34 protein-coding genes and 1 pseudogene are annotated in these 26,543 nt (G+C 63.9%); 19 read left to right on the forward strand and 16 right to left on the reverse strand.

The features are described from left to right. Positions 1–7 precede the first annotated feature (7 nt). Positions 8–1,397, reverse strand: a pseudogene (locus H7828_RS00470) (circularly permuted type 2 ATP-grasp protein). Between the two features lie 304 nt (positions 1,398–1,701). Between H7828_RS00470 and H7828_RS00475 the strand changes: the two are divergent. From H7828_RS00475 to H7828_RS00490, 4 genes are all read left to right on the forward strand, one after another. Next, the gene (locus H7828_RS00475) at positions 1,702–1,890 is read left to right on the forward strand and encodes a hypothetical protein (protein ID WP_226778974.1); all 189 of its coding nucleotides are present in this window, start codon (positions 1,702–1,704) and stop codon (positions 1,888–1,890) included. 78 nt (positions 1,891–1,968) lie between these two features. Then, the gene (locus H7828_RS00480; protein ID WP_226778975.1) at positions 1,969–2,982 is read left to right on the forward strand and encodes a ligase-associated DNA damage response exonuclease; all 1,014 of its coding nucleotides are present in this window, start codon (positions 1,969–1,971) and stop codon (positions 2,980–2,982) included. After that, positions 2,979–4,571, forward strand: a complete 1,593-nt coding sequence (locus H7828_RS00485; RefSeq protein WP_226778976.1) for an ATP-dependent DNA ligase — start codon at positions 2,979–2,981, stop codon at positions 4,569–4,571. Before H7828_RS00480 ends, H7828_RS00485 begins: the two co-directional genes overlap by 4 nt. 135 nt (positions 4,572–4,706) lie before the next feature. Beyond that, a complete protein-coding gene (locus H7828_RS00490) occupies positions 4,707–6,518 on the forward strand; it encodes a M3 family oligoendopeptidase (protein ID WP_226778977.1) in 1,812 nt (603 codons plus the stop codon). 48 nt (positions 6,519–6,566) lie between these two features. Here the strand turns inward: H7828_RS00490 and H7828_RS00495 are convergent, their stop codons facing one another. The 3 genes from H7828_RS00495 to H7828_RS00505 all read right to left on the reverse strand — a co-directional run bounded on the left by H7828_RS00495 (position 6,567) and on the right by H7828_RS00505 (position 9,718). Next, on the reverse strand, positions 6,567–7,541 hold the full coding sequence (locus tag H7828_RS00495) for a Gfo/Idh/MocA family protein (protein ID WP_226778978.1): 975 nt from the start codon (positions 7,539–7,541) through the stop codon (positions 6,567–6,569). Positions 7,542–7,611: 70 nt separating this feature from the next. Continuing rightward, on the reverse strand, positions 7,612–8,508 hold the full coding sequence (gene rpoH, locus H7828_RS00500; RefSeq protein WP_226778979.1) for an RNA polymerase sigma factor RpoH: 897 nt from the start codon (positions 8,506–8,508) through the stop codon (positions 7,612–7,614). Between the two features lie 175 nt (positions 8,509–8,683). Then, positions 8,684–9,718: an RluA family pseudouridine synthase gene (locus H7828_RS00505; RefSeq protein WP_226778980.1), complete on the reverse strand. Its 1,035-nt coding sequence runs from the start codon at positions 9,716–9,718 to the stop codon at positions 8,684–8,686. Between H7828_RS00505 and H7828_RS00510 the strand changes: the two genes are divergently transcribed. Together H7828_RS00510 and H7828_RS00515 are read left to right on the forward strand one after the other, a co-directional pair. Continuing rightward, positions 9,717–10,019 (forward strand): DUF6476 family protein, encoded by a 303-nt coding sequence (locus H7828_RS00510; RefSeq protein WP_226778981.1) that lies wholly within the window; start codon positions 9,717–9,719, stop codon positions 10,017–10,019. The genes H7828_RS00505 and H7828_RS00510 overlap by 2 nt on opposite strands. Before the next feature lie 96 nt (positions 10,020–10,115). Next, positions 10,116–10,793, forward strand: a complete 678-nt coding sequence (locus tag H7828_RS00515; protein ID WP_226778982.1) for a sulfotransferase family 2 domain-containing protein — start codon at positions 10,116–10,118, stop codon at positions 10,791–10,793. Positions 10,794–10,996: 203 nt separating this feature from the next. On the opposite strand, the gene H7828_RS00520 is transcribed toward H7828_RS00515, so the two are convergent. From H7828_RS00520 to H7828_RS00565, 11 genes are all read right to left on the reverse strand, one after another. Beyond that, the gene (locus tag H7828_RS00520) at positions 10,997–11,185 is read right to left on the reverse strand and encodes a hypothetical protein (RefSeq protein WP_226778983.1); all 189 of its coding nucleotides are present in this window, start codon (positions 11,183–11,185) and stop codon (positions 10,997–10,999) included. Between the two features lie 334 nt (positions 11,186–11,519). After that, entirely contained in the window at positions 11,520–12,752 is a 1,233-nt protein-coding gene (locus H7828_RS00525; RefSeq protein WP_226778984.1) for a hypothetical protein, read from the reverse strand. Then, complete coding sequence (locus H7828_RS22785; RefSeq protein WP_281070665.1) at positions 12,749–12,877, reverse strand: hypothetical protein; 129 nt, start codon at positions 12,875–12,877, stop codon at positions 12,749–12,751. The genes H7828_RS00525 and H7828_RS22785 overlap by 4 nt, the downstream gene beginning before the upstream one ends. Continuing rightward, positions 12,877–13,206, reverse strand: a complete 330-nt coding sequence (locus H7828_RS00530; protein ID WP_226778985.1) for a hypothetical protein — start codon at positions 13,204–13,206, stop codon at positions 12,877–12,879. The genes H7828_RS22785 and H7828_RS00530 overlap by 1 nt, the downstream gene beginning before the upstream one ends. Further along, positions 13,163–13,747 carry a hypothetical protein gene (locus H7828_RS00535; protein ID WP_226778986.1) on the reverse strand — a complete coding sequence of 195 codons (585 nt, stop codon included), beginning with the start codon at positions 13,745–13,747 and terminating at the stop codon, positions 13,163–13,165. The genes H7828_RS00530 and H7828_RS00535 overlap by 44 nt, the downstream gene beginning before the upstream one ends. Beyond that, positions 13,747–13,971 (reverse strand): hypothetical protein, encoded by a 225-nt coding sequence (locus tag H7828_RS00540; RefSeq protein ID WP_226778987.1) that lies wholly within the window; start codon positions 13,969–13,971, stop codon positions 13,747–13,749. The genes H7828_RS00535 and H7828_RS00540 overlap by 1 nt, the downstream gene beginning before the upstream one ends. Then, complete coding sequence (locus H7828_RS00545; protein WP_226778988.1) at positions 13,968–14,219, reverse strand: hypothetical protein; 252 nt, start codon at positions 14,217–14,219, stop codon at positions 13,968–13,970. The genes H7828_RS00540 and H7828_RS00545 overlap by 4 nt, the downstream gene beginning before the upstream one ends. Next, positions 14,210–14,581 carry a helix-turn-helix domain-containing protein gene (locus tag H7828_RS00550; RefSeq protein ID WP_226778989.1) on the reverse strand — a complete coding sequence of 124 codons (372 nt, stop codon included), beginning with the start codon at positions 14,579–14,581 and terminating at the stop codon, positions 14,210–14,212. The genes H7828_RS00545 and H7828_RS00550 overlap by 10 nt, the downstream gene beginning before the upstream one ends. Continuing rightward, positions 14,578–14,898, reverse strand: coding sequence for a hypothetical protein (locus H7828_RS00555; RefSeq protein ID WP_226778990.1), 321 nt, complete (start codon positions 14,896–14,898; stop codon positions 14,578–14,580). Before H7828_RS00555 ends, H7828_RS00550 begins: the two co-directional genes overlap by 4 nt. 107 nt (positions 14,899–15,005) lie before the next feature. Then, positions 15,006–15,326, reverse strand: coding sequence for a hypothetical protein (locus H7828_RS00560; protein ID WP_226778991.1), 321 nt, complete (start codon positions 15,324–15,326; stop codon positions 15,006–15,008). Further along, positions 15,327–15,935, reverse strand: coding sequence for a helix-turn-helix domain-containing protein (locus H7828_RS00565; protein ID WP_226778992.1), 609 nt, complete (start codon positions 15,933–15,935; stop codon positions 15,327–15,329). 102 nt (positions 15,936–16,037) lie between these two features. Between H7828_RS00565 and H7828_RS00570 the strand changes: the two genes are divergently transcribed. Continuing rightward, positions 16,038–16,322, forward strand: coding sequence for a hypothetical protein (locus tag H7828_RS00570; RefSeq protein ID WP_226778993.1), 285 nt, complete (start codon positions 16,038–16,040; stop codon positions 16,320–16,322). Between the two features lie 8 nt (positions 16,323–16,330). Here the strand turns inward: H7828_RS00570 and H7828_RS00575 are convergent, their stop codons facing one another. After that, positions 16,331–16,948, reverse strand: a complete 618-nt coding sequence (locus H7828_RS00575; protein ID WP_226778994.1) for a DUF4145 domain-containing protein — start codon at positions 16,946–16,948, stop codon at positions 16,331–16,333. Here H7828_RS00575 and H7828_RS00580 point away from each other — a divergent pair. The 12 genes from H7828_RS00580 to H7828_RS00635 all read left to right on the forward strand — a co-directional run bounded on the left by H7828_RS00580 (position 16,947) and on the right by H7828_RS00635 (position 26,543). Next, on the forward strand, positions 16,947–17,162 hold the full coding sequence (locus tag H7828_RS00580) for a hypothetical protein (protein ID WP_226778995.1): 216 nt from the start codon (positions 16,947–16,949) through the stop codon (positions 17,160–17,162). The two genes, H7828_RS00575 and H7828_RS00580, sit on opposite strands and share 2 nt — an antisense overlap. Positions 17,163–17,403: 241 nt before the next feature. Further along, a complete protein-coding gene (locus tag H7828_RS00585; RefSeq protein WP_226778996.1) occupies positions 17,404–17,787 on the forward strand; it encodes a hypothetical protein in 384 nt (127 codons plus the stop codon). A gap of 28 nt (positions 17,788–17,815) precedes the next feature. Beyond that, a complete protein-coding gene (locus tag H7828_RS00590) occupies positions 17,816–18,334 on the forward strand; it encodes a DUF2829 domain-containing protein (RefSeq protein WP_226778997.1) in 519 nt (172 codons plus the stop codon). Positions 18,335–18,340: 6 nt separating this feature from the next. Beyond that, complete coding sequence (locus H7828_RS00595; RefSeq protein ID WP_226778998.1) at positions 18,341–19,492, forward strand: DUF7146 domain-containing protein; 1,152 nt, start codon at positions 18,341–18,343, stop codon at positions 19,490–19,492. Further along, positions 19,482–20,471, forward strand: coding sequence for a hypothetical protein (locus tag H7828_RS00600; protein ID WP_226778999.1), 990 nt, complete (start codon positions 19,482–19,484; stop codon positions 20,469–20,471). Before H7828_RS00595 ends, H7828_RS00600 begins: the two co-directional genes overlap by 11 nt. Further along, positions 20,468–20,662 carry a hypothetical protein gene (locus H7828_RS00605; protein WP_226779000.1) on the forward strand — a complete coding sequence of 65 codons (195 nt, stop codon included), beginning with the start codon at positions 20,468–20,470 and terminating at the stop codon, positions 20,660–20,662. The genes H7828_RS00600 and H7828_RS00605 overlap by 4 nt, the downstream gene beginning before the upstream one ends. Then, a complete protein-coding gene (locus H7828_RS00610; RefSeq protein ID WP_226779001.1) occupies positions 20,659–22,518 on the forward strand; it encodes a hypothetical protein in 1,860 nt (619 codons plus the stop codon). Before H7828_RS00605 ends, H7828_RS00610 begins: the two co-directional genes overlap by 4 nt. A 437-nt stretch (positions 22,519–22,955) precedes the next feature. Next, a complete protein-coding gene (locus tag H7828_RS00615) occupies positions 22,956–23,501 on the forward strand; it encodes a hypothetical protein (RefSeq protein WP_226779002.1) in 546 nt (181 codons plus the stop codon). 283 nt (positions 23,502–23,784) lie between these two features. Further along, on the forward strand, positions 23,785–25,488 hold the full coding sequence (locus H7828_RS00620) for a hypothetical protein (protein WP_226779003.1): 1,704 nt from the start codon (positions 23,785–23,787) through the stop codon (positions 25,486–25,488). Continuing rightward, the gene (locus tag H7828_RS00625) at positions 25,488–25,817 is read left to right on the forward strand and encodes a hypothetical protein (RefSeq protein WP_226779004.1); all 330 of its coding nucleotides are present in this window, start codon (positions 25,488–25,490) and stop codon (positions 25,815–25,817) included. Before H7828_RS00620 ends, H7828_RS00625 begins: the two co-directional genes overlap by 1 nt. Continuing rightward, entirely contained in the window at positions 25,814–26,326 is a 513-nt protein-coding gene (locus H7828_RS00630) for a hypothetical protein (RefSeq protein WP_226779005.1), read from the forward strand. Before H7828_RS00625 ends, H7828_RS00630 begins: the two co-directional genes overlap by 4 nt. Before the next feature lie 10 nt (positions 26,327–26,336). Next, positions 26,337–26,543 carry a hypothetical protein gene (locus H7828_RS00635; protein ID WP_226779006.1) on the forward strand — a complete coding sequence of 69 codons (207 nt, stop codon included), beginning with the start codon at positions 26,337–26,339 and terminating at the stop codon, positions 26,541–26,543.

Here is a 26,543-nt window from a genome sequence, read left to right on the forward strand (position 1 = left end):
CTGCTCCTCACTCCGCCATGACCCAGGTGTCTTTCACCCCGCCACCCTGTGACGAGTTGACCACGAGAGAGCCTTCGGTCAGGGCCACACGGGTCAGCCCGCCGGGCACCAGATCGATGCTTTCTCCGACCAGGCAATAGGGCCGCAGGTCAACGTGGCGCGGCGCGATCCCCTCTTCCACGAAGGTCGGGCAAGTCGACAGCGCAAGGGTGGGCTGGGCGATGTAGTTCCAGGGCTTCTGGCGGATCTTGTCGGCGAAAAGTTCGATCATGGCCTTGTCGGCGCGCGGGCCCACAAGCATGCCATAGCCGCCCGAGCCGTGAACCTCTTTCACGACCAGTTCGGGCAGATGCTCAAGGACGTATTTGCAATCTTCGGGCTTGGCGCATTGCCAGGTGGGCACGTTGTTCAGGATCGGCGCCTCGCCCAGGTAAAAGCGGATCATTTCCGGCACGTAGGTATAGATGGCCTTGTCGTCGGCCACACCGGCCCCCGGCGCCGAACAGATGGAAACGCCGCCCGAACGATAGACGTTCATCAGCCCGGGAACGCCCAGCATGGAATCGGGGCGGAAACACAGCGGGTCCATGAAGGCATCGTCGATCCGGCGATAGATCACGTCGACGCGCTTGGGCCCCTCGGTCGTGCGCATCCAGCAATAATCGCCCTCGACGAACAGATCGGCCCCTTCCACCAGTTCGACACCCATCATGTCGGCCAGGAAGGAATGTTCGTAATAGGCGCTGTTGAAATGGCCCGGCGTGAAGATCACCACGCGCGGTTCGCCATCGCACTTGTCGGGGGCGACGCTGGCCAGGGTCCGGCGCAGAAGGGCCGGGTAATTCTCGACCGGGGCGATCCGGTTGTTCTGGAACAGGTCGGGGAACATCCGCATCATGATCTCGCGGTTTTCCAGCATGTAGCTGACCCCCGAGGGCGTGCGGCAGTTGTCTTCGAGCACGAAGAATTCATCCGGCCCGGTGCGCACAAGGTCGATCCCGACGATGTGGGAATAGACGCCCTTGGGCGGCACGATACCGCAAACGGCCGTCTCGTAGGCCTCGTTCTGATAGACCAGCCGCCCGGGAATTCGCCCGGCCTTCACGATTTCGCCGCGCCCGTAGACATCGACAAGAAAGGCGTTCAGGGCGCGCGCGCTGCTTGATCCCGCGTTCCAGCCTGGCCCATTCATCGGCCTGAAAGACGCGCGGGAACATGTCGAACGGGATCAGACGTTCGGGATTGCCCCCTTCGCCGTAGACCGCAAAGGTAATTCCGATCCGGCGAAAAAGCGCCTCGGCCTCGCTCTGTTTCAGATTGCGCAGTTCCTGCGGCATGTCCCGGCTCCAGCCGAGAAGCCCCTGATAGGGCGCACGCACGGTCTCGCCATCAAACATTTCGTTGAAATAGTTTGTAATCTTCGCTCTCCCCTTGCTGTGGTACGATCCTAGCAACCGTTTTCGTGTTTTGGAAACCTCCCAATGCCTCAGGCGTGGCTTTGTTCCGATTTCAAGGGGATTCAGCCACAGCCAGCCCCGGATTGGCGCGGCGAAAACCGGCCCAACCGCCCCGACCAGTCACGTTGGGGTTGACGCAAGGCCCCACTGCATATCATCCTAAGGTTGAAAGCGACGATGGCTCACGTTGTTGCGTATCTGTAATCAGTATCCGGCGCGCCCGTTGCGCGCCACAGGGGGGAACATGGCCGCCACCGGTATCATCCTGAGTTCACTAGCCGCCTTTGTCGCAACGCTGACCCATGCCGTCACGGGCGAGCCAAGTGTTGCGCAGATGCTCTATACCTATTTCGCGGTCGCGGTGACGGTTTTCGGCACACTTCTCTTCTGGTTGTCCCCGACCGCACCGCAGGAATCCACCGTTTCGGCCTGAACCCCGGCGCGAAGGATTTTGGCGCGCGCCTGACTTGCCGTCACTGGCCGCGGGCGCGAAGCGATCTAGATCAGGCGCATGGCCGATCCGCTTCTTACCTTTACCGACGAAGGCATCTATTGCCCGCAGGGTGATTTTCACATCGACCCGTGGCGCCCGGTCGATCGCGCCCTGATCACCCATGGCCATGCCGACCACGCCCGCCCCGGCCATCAAAGCTATCTTGCCACCCATGCCGCCGCGCCGGTGATGCGCCACCGGCTGGGCGACATCCGGCTTGAAACCATCGGATACGGCGAAGCGCGGGTGCAGAACGGCGTCAGTGTCTCGTTCCATCCGGCGGGGCATGTTCCCGGCTCGGCCCAGATACGGGTGGAACACCGGGGCGAGGTCTGGGTGGTTTCGGGCGATTACAAGGTGGTTAACGACGGGCTGAGCGAACCTTTCGAAAGCCTGCGCTGCCACGCCTTCATCAGCGAATGCACCTTTGGCCTGCCTGTCTTCAAATGGCAGCCACAGGATGAAATCGCCCGCCAGATCAACGGTTGGTGGGCGGAAAACGCCGCCTCGGGCAAGACGACGATCCTGGGGGCCTATGCCCTGGGCAAGGCGCAGCGGCTTCTCTGCATGCTCGACCCGGCCATCGGCCCGATCCTGACCCATGGCGCGGTGGAAAACACCAATGTCGTGCTGCGGGGCCAGGGCATCACCCTGCCGGACACCACCCTTGTCACCCCCGACCTCAAGCGCGGCAATCACCCCGGCGCCATCGTCCTTGCGCCGCCCTCGGCGCTTGGCACACCCTGGGCGCGGAAGTTCGGCCCCGCTTCGGACGGGCTGGCCTCGGGGTGGATGGCGCTGCGCGGGATACGCCGGCGACGTGCCGCCGACCGCGGCTTCGTGGTTTCCGATCATGCCGACTGGGAGGGGCTGAACAGCGCCATCCGCAACACCGGCGCCGAAAGGATCTTTGTCACCCACGGCTATACCGAGATCTTCCGCCGCTGGCTGGAAGAACAGGGCTATGACGCGCGGATCGTGCAGACCGCCTATGAAGGCGAAGCCGCCGATCCGGCCGAGGCGCCGGAATGAAACGTTTCGCCGACCTTTTCCTGACGCTGGACCAGACCACCAGCACCAGCGCCAGGGTCGCCGCGCTGGCCACGTATTTCGCCACCGCGCCTGAGCCTGACAGGCTGTGGACCATCGCCCTGCTGTCGGGGCGCCGCCCCAAGCGCACCGTCACCACGACGCAGCTGCGCACCTGGGCGGCCGAGCGGGCGGGCATCCCCCTGTGGCTGTTCGAGGAGTCCTATCCCATCGTCGGGGATCTGGCCGAAACCATCGCGCTGATCCTGCCGCCCCCGGGCGCGACGACCGACCACAGCCTCAGCCACTGGATCGACAGCATCCGCGCCCTGGCCCCCCTGCCCGAGGATGACCGAAAGGCCGCCATCCTGGACGCCTGGGACAGCCTGACGCCCCCGCAACGCTTTGTCTTCAACAAGCTGATCACGGGCGGCTTTCGCATGGGCGTCAGCCAGAAACTGATGACCCGCGCCCTGTCGCGCGCCACCGGCATCGACGAAGCCGAACTGGCGCACCGGCTGATGGGCGATTGGACGCCCGACAGCCACAGCTTTGCCTCGCTTGTCACGGCGCCCGACCCCACGGCGAACCTGTCGCGCCCCTATCCCTTCTGCCTGGCCTATGGGCTGGAAACCCCGCCCGAAGACCTGGGCCCGCCCGAGGACTGGGCCGCCGAATGGAAATGGGACGGCATCCGCGGTCAGCTGATCCTGCGGGCGGGCGAACATTTCCTGTGGTCGCGGGGCGAGGAACTGATCACCCACAGCTATCCGGAATTTGCCCGCGCCGCCGATTTCCTGCCCGATGGCACGGTGATCGACGGCGAGCTGGTGGCTTGGACCGATGGCGCGCCCCTGCCCTTCAACGCCCTGCAAAAGCGCATCGGCCGCAAGAGCGTGTCGGCAAAACTGCTGCGGGAAGCGCCGGTGGTTCTGCTGGCCTATGACCTGCTGGAGGAAGGCGGGCAGGATATCCGCGCCCTGCCGCTGGAAGACCGCACCGCCCGCCTGCGCCGCCTCATCGCGCCGCTGCCCGCCGATGCGCCCCTGCGCCTGCCGCCCGCGATCGCCTTCACGGACTGGGCCGAACTGCACGCCCTGCGCGACACCTCGCGCGACAATGCCGCCGAGGGGCTGATGCTGAAACGCCGCGCCGCGCCCTACCGCGAGGGGCGGCGCAAGGGCGATTGGTGGAAATGGAAGATCGACCCGCTGACCATCGACGCGGTGATGATCTATGCCCAGCAGGGCCACGGGCGGCGCGCCAACCTCTTTACCGACTTCACCTTCGCGGTGCGCGACGGTGACGCGCTGGTGCCCTTCACCAAGGCCTATAGCGGGCTGACAGATGCCGAGTTCAACAAGATCACGGCCTGGGTGCGCCAGAACACCCTGCAACGCTTTGGCCCCGTGCGGCAGGTCAAACCCCACCATGTGTTCGAAATCGCCTTCGAAGGCATCCAGGAAAGCAGCCGCCACAAATCCGGCGTCGCCCTGCGGTTTCCGCGCATGTCGCGCTGGCGCCACGACAAGCCGGCAAGCGAAGCCAACACCCTGGACGATCTGAAGGACATGCTCAGAACCTATGGCTGACGCGCGATCCGGGCGCACGGTTCCACCGGATATGCCCGCCCTGCACAAAAGAGCTTTTTTCCCCCTGACAGGCCGCGACACTGGCAAGCCGCGCCAGCCTCGCCTATCTGAGAGGGACACAGAGACGAGGATTCCATGCAAAAGCCCTTTTTCGACGCGAACGCCCGGTCCGGCAAAGAGTTCGGCAATCTCCCCGAGTGGGATCTGAGCGACCTTTACCCAGCCCCCGACGCCCCCGAACTGTCGCGGGACATGAAGTGGCTTGAAAAGGCCTGCGCCGATTTCGCCGCCACCTATCAGGGCAAACTGGCCGATCTTGACGCCGCCGGCCTTCTGGCCTGCGTCCACGCCTACGAGGCGATCGACCTGATCGGCGGGCGCATCATGTCCTTTGCCGGCCTGCGCTATTACCAGCAGACCACCGACCCCGAGCGCGCGAAATTCCTGTCCGACTGCCAGGACAAGATCACCGATTTCACCGCCCCGCTGGTGTTCTTCTCGCTTGAGATCAACCGCATTCCCGACGCCCAGCTTGATGCGCTGTTTTCCGGCAATGACGGTCTGGCCCGCTATCGTCCGGTGTTCGACCGGCTGCGCGCCATGCGCCCCCACCAGTTGTCGGACGAGCTTGAAAAATTCCTGCACGATCAATCGACCGTGGGCGCCGCCGCCTGGAACCGCCTGTTCGATGAAACCATCGCCGGTCTGACCTTCGACATCGACGGCGAGGAACTGGGCATCGAGGCCACGCTGAACCTGATGACCGACACCGACCGCACCCAGCGCGAGAAAGGCGCACGCGCCGTGGCCGAGGTGTTCGGCAAGAACATCGCCCTGTTCGCCCGGGTCCACAACACCCTGACGAAAGAGAAAGAGATCGAGGACCGCTGGCGCAAGATGCCCACGCCCCAGACCGGGCGCCACCTTGCCAACCACGTCGAACCCGAGGTGGTCGAGGCGCTGCGCAATGCCGTCGTCGCCGCCTATCCGCGCCTGTCGCACCGTTACTACGAGCTCAAGCGCAAGTGGCTGGGCCTTGAGACGCTTGAAGTCTGGGATCGCAACGCCCCCCTGCCCATGGAGCAGGACAAGACCGTCAACTGGGACGAGGCGAAGGCGATGGTCATGGACGCCTATTCCGATTTCGCCCCGCAGATGGCCGACCTGGCCGAACCCTTCTTCGACAAGGGCTGGATCGACGCGGGCGTGAAGCCCGGCAAGGCGCCCGGGGCCTTTGCCCATCCCACCGTCACCGACGTGCACCCCTATGTGATGCTGAACTACCTTGGCAAACCGCGTGACGTGATGACCCTGGCGCACGAACTGGGCCATGGCGTGCACCAGGTCCTGGCGGCGGAACAGGGCGAACTGCTGGCCTCGACCCCGCTGACCCTGGCCGAAACCGCCAGCGTCTTCGGCGAGATGCTGACCTTCCGCAAGCTGCTGGCCGCCGCCAAGACCAAGGCCGAGCGCAAGGTGCTTCTGGCCGGCAAGGTCGAGGACATGATCAACACCGTGGTGCGCCAGATTGCCTTCTACGATTTCGAATGCAAGCTGCACGATGCCCGCCGCCAGGGCGAACTGACGCCCGATGACATCAACGCGCTGTGGATGTCGGTTCAGGCCGAAAGCCTGGGGCCGGCGTTTACCTACATGGACGGATACGAAACCTTCTGGGCCTATATCCCCCACTTCGTCCACTCGCCGTTCTACGTCTATGCCTATGCCTTCGGTGACGGCTTGGTGAACGCGCTTTACGCGGTCTACGAGGAAGGCACCCCGGGCTTCCAAGACAAGTATTTCGACATGCTGAAGGCCGGCGGATCGAAGCACCACAAGGAGCTTCTGGCCCCCTTCGGCCTTGATGCCAGCGATCCGGCCTTCTGGGACAAGGGGCTGTCGATGATCGAAGGCTTCATCGACGAGTTGGAAGCGATGGAAGACTGAAACGGCACCGCCCCCCGCCCTGATGAAGGCGGGGGGCGGGCCGCCGGATCAGATCTCCTGACCGGCTTCGAAGGTCATGTCGATCATCCGCTGGGTGCCGCGCGAAAACTCCAGCGGGCAGGCATAGGGCGTCCCGTCGCGCGCCGCCTTGCTGAAGGCTTCCACCTGCAACACGTACTGGTTCACCTCCGGAAAACGGTATGTCGTGACCGCCATTCCGGCGCCTTCCACCTGCACCTCAGCCTGGCCAAAGACGCCTGAATTGAAGGGTGTGGTCAGGGTCATTACGCCGGCGTCGCCGTGAAAGGTCATCCGCTGGTTCGGGAACATCCGCATCGACGTGACGCAGTTGTAGGTGAAACCGGGGAAATCGGCGCTGACGTGGGCAAAGGTATCGACGCCGTTTTCAAGCCGCAGCTTCGCGGTGACGGTGTCGGGTTCGGCGCCGGTCACGAAACGGGCCGACCCGAAGGTATAGACACCGATGTCGCGCAACCCGCCGCCGCCGGTTTCGGGGCGGTTGCGGATGTTCTGGGTGGCGGCGCCGTTGTTGTAACAGAACATGCCGTCAACATGGATCAGCCGGCCGATGGCCCCTTCGGCCAGAAGATCGCGCGCCTTGTGCCACTGGGGGTGATGGACGATCATATAGGCCTCGGCGGCAAGGCGCCCTGCCCCGTCGCGCGCCGCGACAAGATCGTCAAACTCGGCCTCGTTCATGGCGATGGGCTTTTCGGTCAGCACATGCTTGCCGGCCGCCAGCGCCTTTTTCGTCCATTCGACATGCAGGTGATTGGGCAGCGGAATATAGACGGCATCAATCGCGTCACTGGCCAAAAGCGCGTCGTAGCTGTCGAAAACCTGAAGATCGGGCGCGAAGGCCAGAAACCCCGCCGCCTTGTCGGCCGAGGATGTGGCCAGCCCCGCCAATGAGGCACCCCGCGATGCGTGGATCGCGGGGGCCATGTGGTTCAGTGCAAAATTCGCGGCACCAAGGATGCCCCAACGGATGGTTTCTGTCATGTTGCCCTCATATGTTCGCGGCAACATGAGGCCTCCTGCCGCAGGCGTCAACCTGACACCTGCCGCCACGTCAGGCAGTGGCCAGCATCCCCTTTTCACGCGCAAGATCGGTCATGCGCTTCTGCAGCTTTTCAAAGGCCCGCACTTCGATCTGGCGGATGCGTTCGCGGCTGACATCGTACTGGCCCGACAGATCCTCAAGCGTGACCGGCTGATCCTGCAGCCGGCGCTGCATCAGGATGTCCTTTTCGCGATCGTTCAGAACATCCATCGCCTCAAGCAGAAGGGCGCGGCGCGATTCCAGCTCGTCACGCTCCTCATAGTCGGTGGCTTGGTCGGCGTCTTCGTCCTCCAGCCAGTCCTGCCATTGCGCGGCCCCCTCGCCATCCTGCGAGATCGTGGCGTTGAGCGAGGCATCGCCGCCCGACATCCGCCGGTTCATGCTGATCACCTCGTCCTCGGTCACCGAAAGATCGGTGGCGATACGCTTCACATGCTCGGGGCGAAGATCGCCATCCTCAAGCGCGCCGATGCGGGCCTTGGCCTTGCGCAGGTTGAAGAACAGCTTCTTCTGCGCGCTGGTGGTGCCAAGCTTCACCATCGACCACGACCGCAGGACATATTCCTGGATCGAGGCGCGGATCCACCACATGGCATAGGTCGCCAGGCGAAACCCCTTTTCGGGATCGAATTTCTTGACCGCCTGCATCAGGCCGACGTTCGCTTCGGAAATCACCTCGGCCTGGGGAAGGCCATAGCCGCGATAGCCCATGGCGATCTTCGCCGCCAGGCGCAGGTGCGACGTGACCATCTTGTGCGCGGCTTCGGTGTCTTCATCCTCGGCCCAGCGTTTGGCCAGCATGTACTCCTCTTCCGGCTCAAGCATCGGAAACTTGCGGATTTCCTGAAGATACCGGTTCAGCCCCTGTTCGGGGGACGGTGCGGGAAGGTTTGCATAGGTCGCCATCTGGTTCAGCCCCTGTTCTGACCCCGGATGTATCGGGGATTAACATGAAAATAGTGAACGAAGCGGTTCAGTTCAAGAACCGGTATCGCCATTTTCTTAACACTCAATGAAACGAGGCGGCTTTTGGGTCCATCCATGACAGCCATTGTCACGCCCTTGTGGCCGCCTGAAACAATCAGGGCGCGGGAAGGCGCAGCGCCTCAAGCAGGGATGCCATGTCGGCGGGCATGGGCGATTCAAAGGTCATTTCTTCGTCGCTGCCGGGATGAATGAACCCCAGGCTGGCCGCGTGCAGCGCCTGACGCCCGAACCCCTGCACCGCCGTCAGCGCCGCAGGGTGCACCGCCTTGGCCGAAAGCTTGCGCCGCCCGCCATAGGTGGGATCGCCGATCAGACCGTGCCCGGCATGGGCCATGTGCACCCTGATCTGATGGGTGCGCCCGGTTTCCAGCCGGCAGGCCACCAGCGCGGCCACGGGCGGCGTGCCCAGCTTTTCCAGCGTTTCCACCCGCGTCACCGCATGCCGCCCCCCCTGAAACAGCACCGCCTGGCGCTGGCGGTCGGTCTTGTGGCGGGCCAGGTGGGTGGTGATCTTCATCACGCTGCCCGCCTCGAAATTGATGCCACGGGTGCCGTGCAGGCGCGGATCGGCGGCATCGGGCGCGCCGTGGCAGATGGCCAGATAATGGCGCCGCGCACTGTGCGCCTCGAACTGGGCGGCCAACCCGTGATGCGCCCGGTCGCTTTTCGCCACTACCAGCAATCCGCTGGTGTCCTTGTCGATCCGGTGGACGATGCCGGGCCGCTTTTCCCCGCCCACGCCCGACAGATCGCCGCCGAAATGGTGCAGCAGGGCATTTACCAGCGTCCCCGAGGGCGAGCCGGGTGCCGGATGCACCACCATGCCGGCCGGCTTGTCGATCACGATCAGATCGTCGTCTTCATGCACGATGGTCAGGGCGATGTCTTCGGGCGCGATGTGGCTGTCCTCGGCCACGGGCACCGTAATCTCGACCAGATCGCCCGCCGCGACCCGCGCCTTCTGATCCTGCACCACCGCACCGTTCAGCCGTACCGCGCCCTCGGCGATCAACCGGGCAAGGCGCGAACGCGAAAGATGCGCCGCCTCTGGCACGTCCAGCGCCAGTGCCTTATCAAGGCGGGCGGGCGGCGCGTCCGAAATCACGACCTTCAAGGATGTTTCAGACATGGACGACACTCCGCTTGATCCCGAACAGCAGCGGATGCTGCGGTTCCTGCGCATTCTGGTGACCGGCCTGACCGCCACGATGCTGGCGGGTCTGATAATCCTGATCTGGCTGTTTGTCACCCGCTTCCCCGAACCTGTGCCGGTGCTGGCCCTGCCCGATGCCATCGCCCTGCCCGACGGCACCCGGGCCACCGCCTTTACCCGCGGGCCCGATTGGCTGGCCGTGGTGACGAAAGAGGGCGAGATCCTGATTTTCGATCCCGAGGGCAAGACCCTGCGCCAAAGGATCGCGATCGACTGAGATAGGGCGCATTCACGCCCGAACCGGTCACATTCACGCCAAATTCACCTGATTAACTTCGTTTCAGAGATAATACCCTGAACCGGAGCCAGCCCCATGCCCTATGTCATCCCGGACCGGAAGATTGCCGTGTTCTTTTCGCCCAAGGGCGCCGGCACCACGATTCGCGCCGCCATGTTCCGGGCCGAGAACGGTTTTCCCTTCCGCCCCTACCGGGTGGAGGGGCGCGAGATGGATGAGAATTCCATCTGCCGCAACACCAAGTTCAGCAATGTCGACCATGGCGCGCTTGAGGGATTCGAACGGATCGCCATTCTGCGTGACCCGGTGCGCAGGTTCCTGTCGGCCTATTCCAACCGCGTGCTGCATTACCGCGAGCTGAGCGAGAAGGCCGTGGGCCGCAAATTGCGCCAACACGGCCTGGCCCCCGACCCCGATATCGACACCTTTGTCGATCACATCGACGAATACCGCCGCGTCTCACGCTGGATCGCCCATCACACGGCACGGCAGAACCGCCACCTGGGCAACGACCCGGATCATTTTCACCATGTGTTCCGCACCGAAGACCTTTCGGCCTTCACCCGCCACCTGTCACACCGCTTCGCCCCGCAACCCGCACCGCCGCGCCTTCAGACCGGCGGGCCGAAATTCCGCCCCGAGGATCTGTCGCCCGAAACCCTTCGGCGAATCGAAGCCTTCGTCGTCGAGGACATCGCCTATGAGATGCACCCGGACTATGCCCGCACGCTTGAACTGGCACGGGCGGCATAGGCTGAAAAGAAAGGGATGGTACCACCTCCTGGTCTCGAACCAGGGACCTCTTGATCCACAATCACGACAGGATTGTGCTTTTTCAATGAGTTGCTGAATTCTCGGCGTTGGATTGCACTCAATGGAATCAATAGGTTGAAATCTGTCCGATCAATCGAGTTGGACTGACGGACAAAAAAAGGGGGCCGAAGCCCCCTTTTCGTTCAGATCAGATCGAACAGGTTGGGTTCAGAACCAGACCCATCGTTTTTTATCTCACTGATCCTGCCCGGGTTCACGTCATAGTCCGCTGCAATCCGGTTCTGAAACTCGCCTCGCTTCAAGCGTTCCAAGATGACCTTTCGATCTTCTTCACTGAGTTTCCTGCTCGGTCTTCTGTGGTCGTCGCTCATATTCTGGCCTCATAGTTGGCCGAAACAGGGTTGACTGACGTGGAAATTCTCCAGTATCTCTACCGGTGTTTAGAGTGTCAGTCGCCCTGCAACGGCGTTTGAATTAACCACGGACCTCCTGCAAGAGGCCGTGGTTTTTTCGTATTAGGGGGCGGAGCCGATTCGAGCAAGCGGAAATATGTCAACCCCCCGAATTGCGCACCAAATACAACCGTACAGTGACATAGTGGGGAGTGGCCACCCCCCTACTTAGCGCCGAAGAAAGCCCTCTGTGACGCGCCCTGCGCCACCTTTGAGGTGTTCACCTAACGTTTCAGACACAAGTTACAGAGCCTCATGCCCGTCGCTTCTTCTCTTGCGGCCTCTGCACCGCGCTGATGGCGCTGGCGGCCAGCTGGTCAGACCCGGGCATGTAGACCTGGCGCAGGCTGGCGTCGGTGCCAGCGGTATTGCCCAGGGCATCGTCCACATCGTCGCTGGCGATGCCGGCATGACGGGCGTTGTCCGAAAAGGTGCGGCGCAGGTCGCGGAACTGAACCGGCTGAAGCTTGCCGGGAACGCCGGCGACGCTGGGCACCGATTTTGCCGCAAGGTCGCGGACCTGGCGGAACAGTTTTTCGTGGCGGTCCTTGGTCATCGGTGCGCCGGTCCTGTCAGCCACGACAAGGGGCGCTTCGGGGTCGATCTGGTGGCAGGGGAAATCCCCGGCACGGATGCGATGGATGGCGGCCATCACGAGCGGCGCGACTTCGGGATGCACCATGAGGCGGGATATCTTGTTCTTCCGGTCTTTCGACCGCTTGAGCGTCCAGGCCAATGCGTGGCCGGTTTCGAACTGGTGCTGGCCGAAGGCCCCGGCCGTGGCGTTGACGATGCAGTCGGTCACGCGCTGGCCCATGAACATCGACAGCGCCATCGTCAGGCGCAGCGAGGGCAGCGCCAGCTGATCGGCGGCACGTTCCAGCGCCTCGAACTCTGCCCAGCTGACCAGGCGGTTGCGGGCGGCCGGGCTTTCCATGCGGATCTTCTGCGCCGGGTTGTATTCGATCAGCCCTTTCAGTTCGGCATAGGTCAGCACGGCGCTGAGCGAAACGATCAGCCGCTGCGCACCGCGCGCGCCCAGGTCGGCCAGCAGGCTTTCATACCAGGTATAGATCACGGGCTTGGTCAAAGCGCGCACCGGTGTGCCGCCCCAGACTTTCAGAATGCGCGTGATGTCATAGCGCAGGTTCTTTTTGTGCGCCTCGGAATTCTTGTGAAACAGGCGGTTTTTCGGGTCGAGATACATCGAGCAGACCGCGTCGATCGAACCGCGCGCGGCCGCCTGCAGGCGGGTCGGCTTCGATGCCTTGCCCTTGCCCCCCAACTTGTCGGCTTCGCGGGTCAGTTCGGCCGCCTTGCGGTTCGACCAGGTCAGGCGGTTGCCGTCGAGTTCGACCACTTTCAGGCCCAGTCTGCGTTGCGCGGCCGTGGGTTCCCACCAGATGCGCCAGTCGGCAGTGCGGGCGCGCCAACGCTGGCGCAATCCCGCTGCCGGTTTGGCGATCGGGGGCTTTCGGTCGGTCACGGCCGCACCAACAGATAGGTGGCCAGCGCCACGATGGCGATGGCGGCCGATACGTAGAGCGCCAGCGGCCGGCGCGGCGCAGGGCGGCGCCCCCAGACGCCCAGGAAATCGCGCTTGTCGTCCATCACGCGCCCCCGCTGGCAAGGCGCAGCAGATGCACGGTGGCGCCGGCCCCGGCACTGGAGCCCGGGCGCGCCGGCGCGGCGTCGGTGTCGGCCCTGGCATAGCCCTGGGTGGCGATCCATTGCAGCACGGCCGAGCGCCGCCAGGTGACGGGGCGCAGGCGGTGCGGCGACGGACAGGGGAAGCCTTCATCCTCGATCAGGCGGGGGGCGTTGCGGTTGAACGCCCCCACGGACATGTCGAGCAGGCCTGCGATTTCGCGGGCGCCGATCCACAGGGGGGCCGGTTTATCCTGCGTGCTGGCGGTGGCTGCGGAAGACGACTGCGACATCGGTTGCACTCCTGTTGGCGAGGGCCGGGAAGGCGGCATGGGGCAGGACGACGGCACGGGCGCGCTGTCCTGCGAAGGTCATGTTGCGACGGATTGCGCCGGGCTGTGCGCTGATCACCCTGCCCCAGCCGCCATTGCTCCAGGCGGTACCGATAAAGACATCGGCCAGGAATGGGATCACGGCGCTGGTGGCCACGGCGATGCCGTCGGGCCGATAGCGAATGCCCGCATGGGCCATCGCCGCATTTTGGTGGGCTAGGTCTTCGGCAGAGCCTGCCACCTTGGCCATCGCGATCAGCCAGTCGATGACCGTCGCCTCGTGGCCGTCTAGCGGCAGGAACGGCGCGGAACACAGGTGCGCCAGAACTTCGGCCCGGGCGTCGGGTCCGGTGCCCGCCCCGGCCACGTCAAGATCCAGCATCTTGTAGTTGCGCCCCTGCAACCGGCGGCGCAGGGCACGCTCGGCCGAGGGGCGGTCATGGGCCACGAGGGTGATCCGCCGGGTGCAGCATTCGTCGATGGTGGCGGTGAAGGCAATCATCAGGAAACACCCCCCGCCTCAAGAGCGTCGGCCAGCCTGCGCAGGTTGGCGACCGCCTTCCCCGTTTCGGCCTCGTCGCCCAAGTGGCCTTCGTCGATGGCGTAATCCATATCGACATTGCAGAAGGCGTTGGTCACGACGAACACGAACTGCTCCGCATTGTCGCTCAACGCATCCGCCATCTGGCTGCGCAGGATGCCGGTTTGGAAATGGTAATCGCTCATGCCGCATCCCCCCCGTCGACGAGGGCTGGCGCGGCGAAGGCCACGACCGTGGTCGGTCGGGCCATCGCTGCGCGCCGCTCCACCAGCTCGTCGAGCAGACCGGGCATGTGGTGAAGGAGGGCTTCGGCCTCGGTGGCCGAAAGAGTGTCGCCACGGCGCAGATCATAGGTGGCATCGCGCAGGCAGCGCAGGAAGCCATCCGAGATTGGCGCGGGGGCGTGGCGGGAATTGGCGGGGTTCAACGGCATGACGTTTCCTTTTCGGCAAGGGCCAGCGCCATGGCGCGGCCGACTTTGGGAAGGCGCATGAGCCGCAGGGCAAGATCGCCCGCTTCACGGTCCATGAGCGAGGGGTGGATAAAGGCGGGTGTGCCGTCGATCCCGTCGATGAAGGCCATGATGTGGTGGCCGGTGGCGCGGGAAATGGCGAGGCTTTGCGCCAGGGTGACGGGCGTGTGGCCCTGGATGATGTCGATGACCTGGCCAAAAGGCAGGCCCGAGGCATCGGCAAGATCGCGGGCCGACATGTTGCACAGATCCATGATGTGTCGGATCCGTTGCGCCAGCAGGCTGTCGGTCTGGGCGGGGTTGGGTGCGGCAATGGCCATCATGCCGCGCGCTCCAGCGAAAGCCCCTGAAAGCGGTGGCGCGAAAAGCTGCACAGCAGGGCCATGTCGAAGGGCATGCCTTCGTGCATCAGGTCATAGACCCGTTCGCCGTGCCAGCGCCCTTCCGGCCCGTCGAGCCAATCGCGGGCGCGGATCGCCGTCACGTCGCGTTCACGCATGACATAGCGGGCGGCCAGATCGAACCGGCGTGCCTGTTCGGCTTCGGGGATTTCGGGCTGATCGCCGAAAAGATCGAACACGGCGCGGCGGATGACGCCGTTGAACCCATGTTCGGGGTTGGCAGTGGTGATCGGGGGCATGAGGCCAAGCTCCTGTGCTGGTTACACACAAGAGTTAGGAGTAGCTACCTCACACTGTCAACTAAAAAGGATCATTTTTCTCACGTTAGGGTGAGATATGTGACCAACTAAAGGCCAGCCGCCGCTTCATTGCCCAACTGGCCGTATCGCTCAACCCGCTCGTGAAGGGGGAGAAACAGAAACTTGGGGTCACCCGCAGATGGATTGATCATCCAAGAACCAAAGTCGGCAAAAAGCACGTATTCCCCACATCTTTTTGCAGTTTTCGACGTAAACCGATAGCGCTGCAATTCTCTCCAGGTTGTCAGCACATGCTGGGCAATAGTGGGCGAGGGCTTCAGAATGTTTCCCGTCCTCATGTCCACAACCCTAAGCCCACGAAGGATTCCGTTGGTGACTTGAAATCGCTGTTCTTGATACATGATCATTCAAATTCTCCAGCTCGCCAAAACCTTGCCTTTGATCGCAACTTCGCGGTCGTCGACCACATGAACGGTCTGATCGCGCGCTTCGATCGAATGTGAAATCAGGTAAGGCGGCTTGAACCGCCTCAGAAGGGTCACTGCCGTACCATGATGCCAGTCATAAGCCTGCGCGATAACGACATCCCCGTCAGAAAAGCGGGTCACATCGCGACAATCGACCAACATGAAGTCGTCTTTGATGAACCCCGCTAAGGACATTGCGCCCGAGGCGACGCGCCAAACATCGATGCCCGGTCGGTCAGCCTTCATTGCGGCAATGATGGCTTCTTGCGGGCCGCGCACGCTTTCGGATGAGGCAAACGGAACGACATCGGGCTCGGCAAACCCAGGCGCTTTCTTGGGGACCGCTGCCTCGCTGAACAATCCGGCGGCGTTCAGCACCTCGGGCAGCGGGATGTCCAGCAGGGTTGCAATCGCCTCGGCTTGAGCGGGCTTCATTTCCTGCTTGCCGTTCATGATCCTGGACACGACCGCACGATCGCGACCGATCGCTTCGGCCACGTCGTTGTGTGTGAGGCCCGCGCGTCGCAGGGCTGCCTTAAACCATTCCATATCCATTGGTCACAAGTAGCTACCACTGACCTCACCTTTAAGTGAGATATTTGAACATTTGAGATTGACAACCGCACGAAACCTCACGCTATATCTAGCGTCATGAGTAGCCACCTCACACCATTGGAAGTCTGTGAATTCCTGATCGGCCCGCTGCCTCAGCTGGGCCTGATCGCGGGTCGCAATGACAAAGCGGCCTACGCCTGGCGGCGCGGGTCGGAATGGCGCGCGCCGGGCGACATGCCGCCCAGCGTGAACCGTGCCCTGCTGGCCCATGCCGAAAAACACGGCATCCCGCTGAAGGCCCGCGACCTGATTTTCGGTGCCGATCGCGCCAAGGTAGCAGCGCGCCTCGCCACGGTCCGCACCCCCGAGGCCGCGGAATGACGGGTCGGTTATTTCCGGCCAGCCAGGGCGGCTTCGACGCGGGCGGGCAGTTCGTAGGTGTAGGTCAGAAACAGCCGCGTGAAATCGCGGCCCGCGATCACATCTGCCTTTGTCGGATCGTCATCGTGAGCGCCATCGTTCCCAAGGAAACGAATGGTGTCGAGCAAATCGATCAGGACCTTTGGCAGTGCATTCTGCTTTTCAAGGGCGCGAATGCGGGTGTTGAGAACGCCCTTGGCCTCGACATGCTGTTCTTTCAAGGTTCGCTCGATGGCCTTGCGATAGGCGACGGCGGCCGAACTGAGGTGGTTGTTGGCCAAGGTCTCTTCGCCTTCGATGAACGCCTTTGCCACATCCTTGGGCAGGAATTCGATCATCGCGGGGGCCTCGTAGGCGGGCCAGACATCGTTGATCATCGTTGCCTCGTGGAACGCATCGCCGTTGAGCGTGTCGGGTCTTTTTCCTCCCGCCCAGATCGTGTCGATGAGGAACGGGTCTTTGCAGGAGTGGCAGACCGCAACGACGCTGAAAGCGTGTGTCCAGGTGCTGTGCGGATACGACGCAACCATCGTTACTCCCGTCTTCTTCGTTCCGCAGCGCGGACAGTTAAAATAGGTGGTCGCCATGTCTATCCCCCGTCAATCGGCATTTTTGAACTCTGCCCTGCGCAGCGGGAAATCGCCAGTCGAACTTGCAACCCACCTTTCCATACATGCGACGCAGCTGGATCTGGACGCGCTTTTGGAGCTGAACGCGGCCCTGATCATGGAACTCTGCGCGCGCGAGGCCATGGAGCGCCAGCGCATCGCCGACGCGCGAGCCGGATCGCACGTCGCATAAAGTCGCCTGTGTTCCGGGGTCACTGCTGCCCGGAACGCTGCCTGCCGGGATGCTTTACCTCCCTCCCGGCCACTTGCGGCCCTGGTCTGTCTGCCAGGGCCGCCCTTTTCCATTCCATCCGGCGCGGGTGCTCACCCTGCGCTGCGAGAGAGGCCGCGATGGAACGCGCGGGCCTCGGCGGGGCGCCTGTCGCGGCGCAGTGCGCCCCGTCTTTTCCAAACCGACAAGAGGACGTGAAGCGATGAGCGATGTCATCGACCATCCCGCGATGCCCGTCAGCGTCGATGTGCGCCAGCTGCGCGCGCTGTTTGATGAATGCATGGTTTTGTTGGCCCTTGAGCGTTCGCGCCCGGGGCGCAGCAAGCACGACTGGCTGTGGCAGTGCCGTCGCGTGGCGGCCGCGCTGGACGGTCGCGACCCCTATGTCGTCGACACAATGCGCCAGGTCGAGCGCCTGCCGATCGGTCGCGCCGCGCCAGATGCCGTGCTGTTCGATCCGCTGTGCCGCCATGTGATCCGGGAGCGCGAAGCCCGGTTCTGCAAGATGATCGGCGTTCTGGAGGACAACGGCGTGCTGCCGATCGCGGGCACCGTGCCTGTCGGGCCGGGTGCGGCGGTGGTGTGATTTTCAACCAAGCGTGAAAGGCGAAACGATGACGAAGCTCTACTACGGCACCAAGGCGATCTTCGCACTGGCGATGACGCGCCAGGAATACAACGATTATCGCGGCTGGGACCTGCCCGGCGACGAAGAAGGGTTGGACCCCGGTTTCCTTGTCGAGTACCTGGACGGCGGCGCGAAAAACCATCCCGATCATGACGGTTACATCAGCTGGTCGCCCGCCGATGTATTTGCCCGTGCCTATCAGCCCGCAACAGCCATGAGTTTTGGTCACGCCATCGCCGCCATGAAGGACGGGGCAAAGGTCGCGCGGGCAGGCTGGAACGGGAAGGGCATGTGGATCGCGCTGACACCCGGATCGGTGGTCGAGGCACGACACGCAAGATGCGGTCATGTCGCGGCCAAGCGCGCGGACGAACTGGGCGATCTCGAAGCGGAAATCGAGCTGCTGCCCCATATCGACATGCGCGCGGCCGACGGATCGCTGGTTATCGGCTGGCTTGCCTCGCAGACGGACATGTTGGCCGACGACTGGCAGATCGTGCCCTAGCCTGACATGACCGACCGCCCCCATCTTCATTCCCTAGCCGACATCAAGGCCATGCTGAACGATCAGGTTCATCGCGTGGCCTATCACTATGCGCCGCCGGCCAAGGGATCATACGAGGACAAGGGGCTTTACTTCACGTTGAACCCGGGGCGCGCCGATCGGTCGGTCGGATCGTTCTGGGTGACGCTGAAACCCGGCAAGTGGCAGGGCCATTGGAAGGACGCCGCAACCGGCCATGGCGGTGATCTGCTGGACCTGATCCAGCTGGCCATGGGCCTGTCGCCTGCCGATGCCCTGCGCGAGGCGCGCCAGTTCCTGGGGCTGGTCAACGAAACCCCGGCCGACCGGGCGCGCCGCGAAAAGGCGATGGCCGCCAGTGCCGCGCGGGCGCAAGAGGCTGAACGCCGCGCGGCCGAGGATCTGGCGCGACGCAAGGATCAGGCCCTGGGCATCTACCTGAGCGCGCGGGAACGGATCGCCGGCACGCCCGTTCAGGCCTATCTGCGCGACAGCCGGGCGATTGACCTGGCAGCGCTGGGATCGCAGCCCCGCGCCCTGCGGTATCAGCCCAAGTGCTATTTCAAGCAGATCGACACCGAGACGGGCGAATGTTTCGAGGGCGAAGGCCCCGCCATGGTTGCCGCCGTTTCGTCGATCAGCGGCGAAACGGTTGCCGTTCACCGCACCTGGTTGGCGCTGGGGGCCGACGGCAAGTGGGGCAAGGCGCCCCTGCCCCAGCCGCGCAAGGCCCTGGGGCCATTCGGCGGTGCATCGATCCGCTTGCGCAGCGGCATCGGCCCCCAGGGCGGCAAGGGCGCCCCGCTGAACAAGTGCCCGGCGGGCAGCCATGTGTTCATTTCCGAGGGCATCGAGGACGCGCTGAGCTGCGCCATCCTGCTGCCCGAGGCGCGGGTGCTGGCCGCGATATCGCTGGGCAACATGGGGGGCGTCAAGCTGCCTCGCAACGTGGCCAAGGTGACGCTGATCGCCGATCGCGACCCCGGCCCCGAACAACAGGCCGCGCTGAAACACGCGGTCAGCCAGTACCAGAAGCAGGGCCGCCGGGTTGCCGTCTGGCAGAACAGCATGGGCGGCAAGGATCTGAACGATGCCCTGATGGGCGTGACCACACAGAAGGATGGGGACGATGGACAGTGATTTGAGCGCAAACGACCGGGCAAAACGCGAGATCGAGCGTCTTTGGACCGAGGCCGATGAGCGTGCCAAGAGCGCGGATCGCGAGTGTCAGGTGATGGATCTGGCGCGCAAGTTCGTTGCCAGTGTCTGTGCTTATGAGGATTTTGACGTGTCGGTGCGCAATGGCAGCTTGGGCTTGTCGGTGGATGTCTGGTTTAAAACCGGCGCCACCGTGCCGGCATCGACGGCCGCCACTTCGCAGCGTGAGACGTTCCAGCGGTCGGTGCCCCTTGTGGCCACCCGCTCCGCAGATCCTGTTCCGGCCCCCGAGCCGGGCCCCGCACCAGGACCGGCCGGCGCGCCGGCGGATACAGCCCCCCCGGACCCCGCGCCGGAACAGGACGATATACCAGCGGGCCCGCCCGCCATGGGCGCCGCAGCGGTTGCCGATGGCGCAGGCCCCGATGACGGCGGGCCGGAACCCGTCGCATCCGCGTTGCCGGAGGCGGGCGGCGACGCATCCCCATCGCCGAAGGCAGGCGGGGATGCCCCCCCGCCCCCCGAGTTGACCCCGGCCGCCGCGCCCTATTCGCCGGCCGAGGAAACCCAGATCCTGAAAATGCACGACGCCCGCGCCAGCAACGGCGAAATCGCCGCTGCCCTGGGCCGGCGGGCGCAGGGGTTTCACCATGTCGTCACCCGCCTGGTCGATGCCCGCAAGGCGGACGCTGCCCGCAGGCTGAGCGAGATCCCTGCCAATGTTTCGGTGAACGTCTGGCAGCACCTCGACAAGCTGGGCAACACCCGGTTCTGGACACAGGCCCGCGACCTTGAGCTGGCCGAGCTGATCGGCAGCGGCATGAAGCCGGGCAATGCGGCGCAGCTGCTGGACATCGAACCGCAGGATGCCATCGACCGTTGGCACGCCCTTTGCCCCAACCGCACCGTGGTGGGGGCCATCGCCGACACCGTGAAGACATTGAAGGCGCGGGCGCGATGAGCGGGGAGATGGACCCGGCAGTCGCCGCGCGGATCGGGGCGATGAAGGCGGCAATGGGGTTCGGTGTTACTCAGGTTCACCGCGACGTTTATGCGGCGGCTAGCGACGCCGCCTGGTCGCCGCAATTCAATCTTCAACGGGCATCGCGGCGGGCGATACTCAAACTTTCGACCGCGCTATCGTCGTCATGAACCAGGTTGAGCAATCCCTTCGCGATCAGCTTCTGAACGCGCCCGAGGTTCCCCCCGATGACGACGAGGGACCCGACGACGATCTGGGCACCTTGCCCCCGGAACCCGAGAAGGAACGGGTCGAGATATTTCCCGGCTGTCCGGTCACCCCCCTGGGCGTGTTCGGCGAGGTCAGCTTTTACCTTGATGTGCAGGGCCAATTGCGGGGGATCGACAACCACACGGCCCAGAAGATGCTGCACGTCTTCGGCGGGCGCATTGCCGTGCTGGCTCGGGCCTTTCCCCAGTTCTACAAGAACGAGGACGGCATCGTCGTGCCGAAGAAAGACAAGTTTGACCAGGGCGCCTGCAGCGCTGCGATGATCGCGGCCTGTGACCGCATGGGTGTCTGGTCACCCACCAACAAGGTGCGCGGCGCGGGTTGCTGGGTCGATGACGACGGCAAGCTGGTCTATCACGCGGGCAACCAGGTGCTGATCGGTGGTGAGTGGCGCCCGCCCGGCTTTCACCAAGGCCACATCTATGCCGCCGATGTCAGCATCCCCCGCCCGGCCGAGCAACTGGGCCGGATCAATCCTGCCACGGCGGTTCTTGAACTGTTCGGCGCCTGGAACTGGCGGCGGTCCGAGATCGACCCCATGCTGCTTTTGGGCTGCCTGTGTGTGATGGTGATGGGCGGTGCGCTGGACTGGCGCAACGGCACCTGGATGACCGGCGCGGCCGGTACGGGTAAATCCACCCTGCAAAAGGCGGTGCTTTACCTGCTGGGCGGGCGTGAGGGCCTGAAGAAATCCAGCGACGCCACCGAAGCAGGCATCCGATCGGCCTTGGGCCATTCCTGCATCCCGGTGGCCCTGGATGAGCTGGAGCCCGAAGACGATCCGCGCGACGCCAAGGCCAAGAACATCATCAAGCTGGCGCGGATTGCCGCCTCGGGCGACCAGGCCTTTCGCGGATCGTCGGATCAGAAGGGCAGCCAGTCGAATGTGTTTTCGGCATTCCTGTTCAGCTCGATCAACATCCCGCCCCTGAAGGCGCAGGACCGGTCGCGCCTGGTTGTCCTGGACCTCGATCCGCTGGAGCACGCGGCCAAGGCGCCGCCGCTCGATCCGCGCAAGCTGCGCGCCCTGGGCGCTGGCCTGCGTCGTCTGCTGATGGACCGCTGGCCCGCCTGGCAGCAGCGGCTTGAGCTGTGGAAGGCCGCGCTGTCGGAGACAGGCCAGAACCAGCGCGGGGCCGATACCTATGCCACGCCCCTTGCCCTGGCTGACATGGTGCTGCGCGAGACCATGCCGTCGCAGGATCTTCTGACCGCCTGGGCCGAGAAGCTGCGCGATGCCCTAGACAGTGAGGGTGTCGAGGTAGGTTCGACGGCCGAGGACATGATGACCTGGTTGCTGGGCCAGCCCATGGACATCCACCGGCGCGGCGAACAGTTCACCGTCGCGCAGTGGATCATGGTGGCCGCGCAGCTGCCTGGCGCGCCTTCAGGGTTGCTCGACAACCTCATGAAGGAAGAGAAGCCGGACAGGGCCAACGAGGCGCTGGCCAAGTACGGGCTGCGGGTGCGCCACAGGGCAGAGAACGCCGAGCTGTTCATCCCCAACAACCGGATCCCGAACCTGTGCCAGCTGTTCGAGGGGTCGATGTGGGCCGAGGGCGTGTGGAAACAGGACGCGCGGCGTCTGCCTGGCGCCACACCGGTGGCCTCGCCCCTGACCCTGGCGGGGCAGAGAACGCGCGGTGTCTATGTGCCGGTCAAGAACATCGCCGGCCTCGTCGCCTTTCCGGCAACAAGAACTGTCGCGCCGGAAGGCGCGTCCGCATTTCCAGACGACATGAGGGACTTCGAGTAAAGCCATGCCGGATCGATCCGCGCAACCCATTGCGCCGCAACCTTTTTTTGTCCTCGCCCCGGACCCTGTTTTCGGCCAATATTCGCGTGGCGACACCGATTTTGACCACGGGTTCGGGTCACAACGGCGTTGTGGGGGCGTTGTGGGCACCGTTGTGCCTTTTAATCGTTTCCGATCAGGGGCTTATGCCCTACCCACAACGCCACAACGGCAAAAGGCAATTCCCTCGTATGTGTGTGCGCGCGGGCGCGCGCATGGGGTCAGTGTGCCGTTGTGCCGTTGTGACCGTTGTGACCTTATCTATCCTATTGAAAAGAAAGATATAAAAGGCACAACGGTGCCCACAACGGTTGCCGTATTGGCCGGAATGACCGTTGTGGCCTGTCCCCGCGATCCTCTTAACCGACTGAAAACCAATAAAATAATGGGTTTTTATTATGTCGGATGAGAAGCCGGACAAGCGCGAGCTGCGGAAAATGGCGGCGGGCAACCTGCTGGAGGGTGGCGCGCAGCTGGACATGTTCGGCGATGAGGGCGAGGTGGTGCCGGTCGAGACGCGCAGCGGTCCTGGGCGGCCTGCCGGGTCGGGCAACAAGCTGAAGACCAAGGTCCGGGCGTTCATGGCCGCCAAGGGCTACCGCGATCCGGTCGAGCAGCTGGCGATGCTGGCGGGCATGGATCGGCCTGACCTGCATCCGCTGGCCTATGCCGCGCAGATCGCCGAACACCTGGGCGAAGACGTGATGGACGTGGCCAAGGTGATGCGCCAGGCGGCTGCCGACGTGCTGCCCTACTGGCATGCCAAGGTCACGCCGGACGTGCAGCTGAACCTGCCGGTGATGAACGTCCAGATGGCACCGCCGATGCCTGGTCAGGCCGCTGGTGGGCGGCGTGTCGGCCCACCGCCGATGCCTGGGCGTGCCAATGACGAAAGCGTTGCAAATCAACAGGTTAGCAAAAGCGACGGCGAGGCGGATCAATGATCGCGTCGGACGGAACATCTAAGCCATTGAAAACATGGGGTGAAAAATCGGTTGGCCTCTTGATCGAAGATCAACCCGCGTCGGACAGTGCCGCCCTGGCCGAAGGCACCCCCCCCCTGTCGTCGCGACCGAGACCCGGCGGCGCGACCACCCGGGGGGTCCCCCCCCGGCCCCAGATCGGATGCCGGTCGTTCCGACCCCGTACCGATTTTTCGGCCCTGACCACGCCTGAAAAAAAATCGCGACTTTGGCGAACCGCAAACGGGGTGGGGGGTGTGTGCCCATGACCAGCCTGTTCGAACTGCGCGATGCCCTGACCGATGAAAACGCGGCGCGCGCCATTGATGGCAGCCGCGTTTCCGAACTCGGGGCGGTTTCGGGGATCACCGAGGCAACCGAGTTGCCATCTGTCGATTTGTGGAAGCCCCCCGGCCCTGTTGCCGACGCCTTCTTCTGGGATGACGCCGATATCATAGGCATACGCGGGCCTGTCGGATCTGGCAAGACCACCGCGCATCTGCGCAGCCGGTTCCGCCGGGCGGTCCAGATGCCCCGTTCGACGGTGGACGAAATCCGGCGCTACAAGGTGGTGATCGCCCGCGAGACCTATCGCCAGCTTTGGGCGACGACGATCCCCAGCTGGTGGGAAGTGATGCCCAAGGCGATGGGCCGGTGGTCCGGTGGGCGGGGCGATCCCGTGACCCATTACCTGGAATTCGAGGATGACTGGGGCCGGGTCGAGTTCACGGCCGAGTTCATGGCTTTCGGCACATCGGTGTCCGAGGTCGAGGCCAATATCCGCGGTGTGCAGACCACCGACCTTGCCCTGGAAGAGGCCGACACCGTTCCGGTGGCCGTGATGACCAAGGGCGTTGGACGGATCAACCGTTTCCCGTCGAAGTCGCACTTCGAGCTGTACGAACCGGCACAGCGGAACTACGGCCAGCTGAGCGCGTCCTACAACTCACCCGATGAGGACAACTGGACGGTCCGGGTGATCGAGGCGCAGGGTGCGGACGCCGAAGCGGCCACGATCCGCAAGTCGATGGCCGACGAGGGCGTGAAGATCAACTTCTACCGCCAACCGGGGTTCGGCGAACCGGGTTGCGAGAACCTGCAAAACCTCGGGACCAAGTATTACCCGCTCCAGATCGCCGCGATGACGGCCGAGGGGCGCGGCAACGATGTTGAACGCCTGGTCTACAACCGGATCGGATACATCCGGCAGGGCGACCCGGTGTTCAAGGGCAGTGCCGAACACCCGATGTATCAGCCCAACCTGCACCGGGCGCGCACCACCCTGCCCCTGATCCCCGGTGTCGGCCTGCGCATCGGACTTGACCAGGGCTATTTCGGCGCGGCGGTGATCGGCCAGTTCATCGCGCCCTTTCAGTGGCGCATCTACGCCGAGCTGTGCTTCAAAAACGGGTCTTTCGCGCCCCAGTTCGGCGCCGCCCTGCGCGATCTTCTGAACAGCCCCCGGTTTGCCGGGTACCGCGTGGAAGAGGCCTGGTGCGACATGGCGGGCAACGCCAAGGAAAGCCTGGAGGACGTGACCTGGATGAGCCAGGTGGGCGCAGCGGCCAAGCTGGACATCCAGCCCCAGCAACTGGGCGGCAACCGTGTGGAACCACGCCTGGCGGTCTGGCGCGCATCGATGCAGTGGAACCATTTCGGCACCCAGGGCCTGCTGATCGACCCCGGCTGCAAGCTGCTGCTGCGCGGGCTTGAGAACGATTACGTCTGGGCCGAGGAAATCGACAAATCCGAGAACCGCACCCGCCGCCCCAAGAAAAAGGGCGTGCGCGCCGCCGATGTGATCGATGCCGGCGGGTACATGATGCTGGGCGAAAGCCTGCCCGATGGCCGCCCGAAGACGGCGGACCTGATCGGCGACAACGGCGGCCCGCCGATCGACGAATGGGACGATCCCGACACCGGAGGCGATGACGGGGTGTATGATTTCAATCCGATGGAGGGATGGTGATGTTTGGTCTTTGGGGCGCAACGGACAGGGCAATTGAGCGGGCACAGCACCGCGCGCGCGCGATGGTTGACAAGCTGGACCGGCTGGAACGTCAGGTCGAGGTGCTGACCAGGGAACGCGATGAGGCGCGGTCTGCGCTGGCGCCCTTCGCCGATTTCGCACCGTGCTTTTGCAACTGCAACCGCCACGCCCTGTTCGTCGGCGTGGTCTCGTCGAAGCGGTTCAGCTTGTCGCGCGCCGATTTCGATGTCGCGTATCAGGCCGCTGGCCGCGATCTGGACAAGCTCAATGCCCGGCGTGACGAAAAATGCAGGCGGCACGGGTCATGAGCGCGCCCCTCGCCTTCGAACTCTGGTCCGATCCCATGGTTCTGCACCTGTGCCGCCACATGCGGCGCTGGGATCAGCGGGAAATCTTCTGCCAGCGCGCCGATGATGACCCCTGGAGCCTTTACCGCGACCTGGCCAGCCTCGGCCATGCGCACCTGTGGTTCGAGATCGCGCGCCCCGTGTCGTCGATCCATCCCGTTGCCCTTTTCGGCGTGGTGCAGGCGGGGCCCGGCATCGGCGGGGCGCACATGTTCGCGACCGATGACCTGACCCTTGGCCACGCGCGCCAGATTGCCGATCGCATTCAGGCCCGCGTGATCCCGGCGATGATCGATCACGGGCTGCACCGTGTCGAGGCGCTGAGCCTGTCGAATTATCACTGGGCACACCGGTTCCTGCGGCGCGCCGGTGCGCATTCCGAAGGCCAGCGCCGCGCCATGGGCCGGGATGGCGAGGATTTCACCGCCTTTGTCTGGCTGACCCCCGAGTATCAACCTGCAATTTTCTAGGAGAACCGCAGTGGCCAACCAAAATTTACCGAACGCATCGCTGGTAATTGCAGTCTTGATCGAACGGCTCGGTGCCGGCGCCCAAAGAATCCATCCAGAAGATTGGGCACATTTCGATCATTGCCTGCCGACTGTCTTCACAGTGCTGGAAGACGGGGCGATCTCCGTAGAGATCGACGAAACCCACAACGCAGCCAAGCAAGAGATGGAAGCCTGA

The sequence above is a fragment of the Oceaniglobus trochenteri genome (genome assembly GCF_020529025.1).
Lineage (GTDB): Bacteria > Pseudomonadota > Alphaproteobacteria > Rhodobacterales > Rhodobacteraceae > Oceaniglobus > Oceaniglobus trochenteri.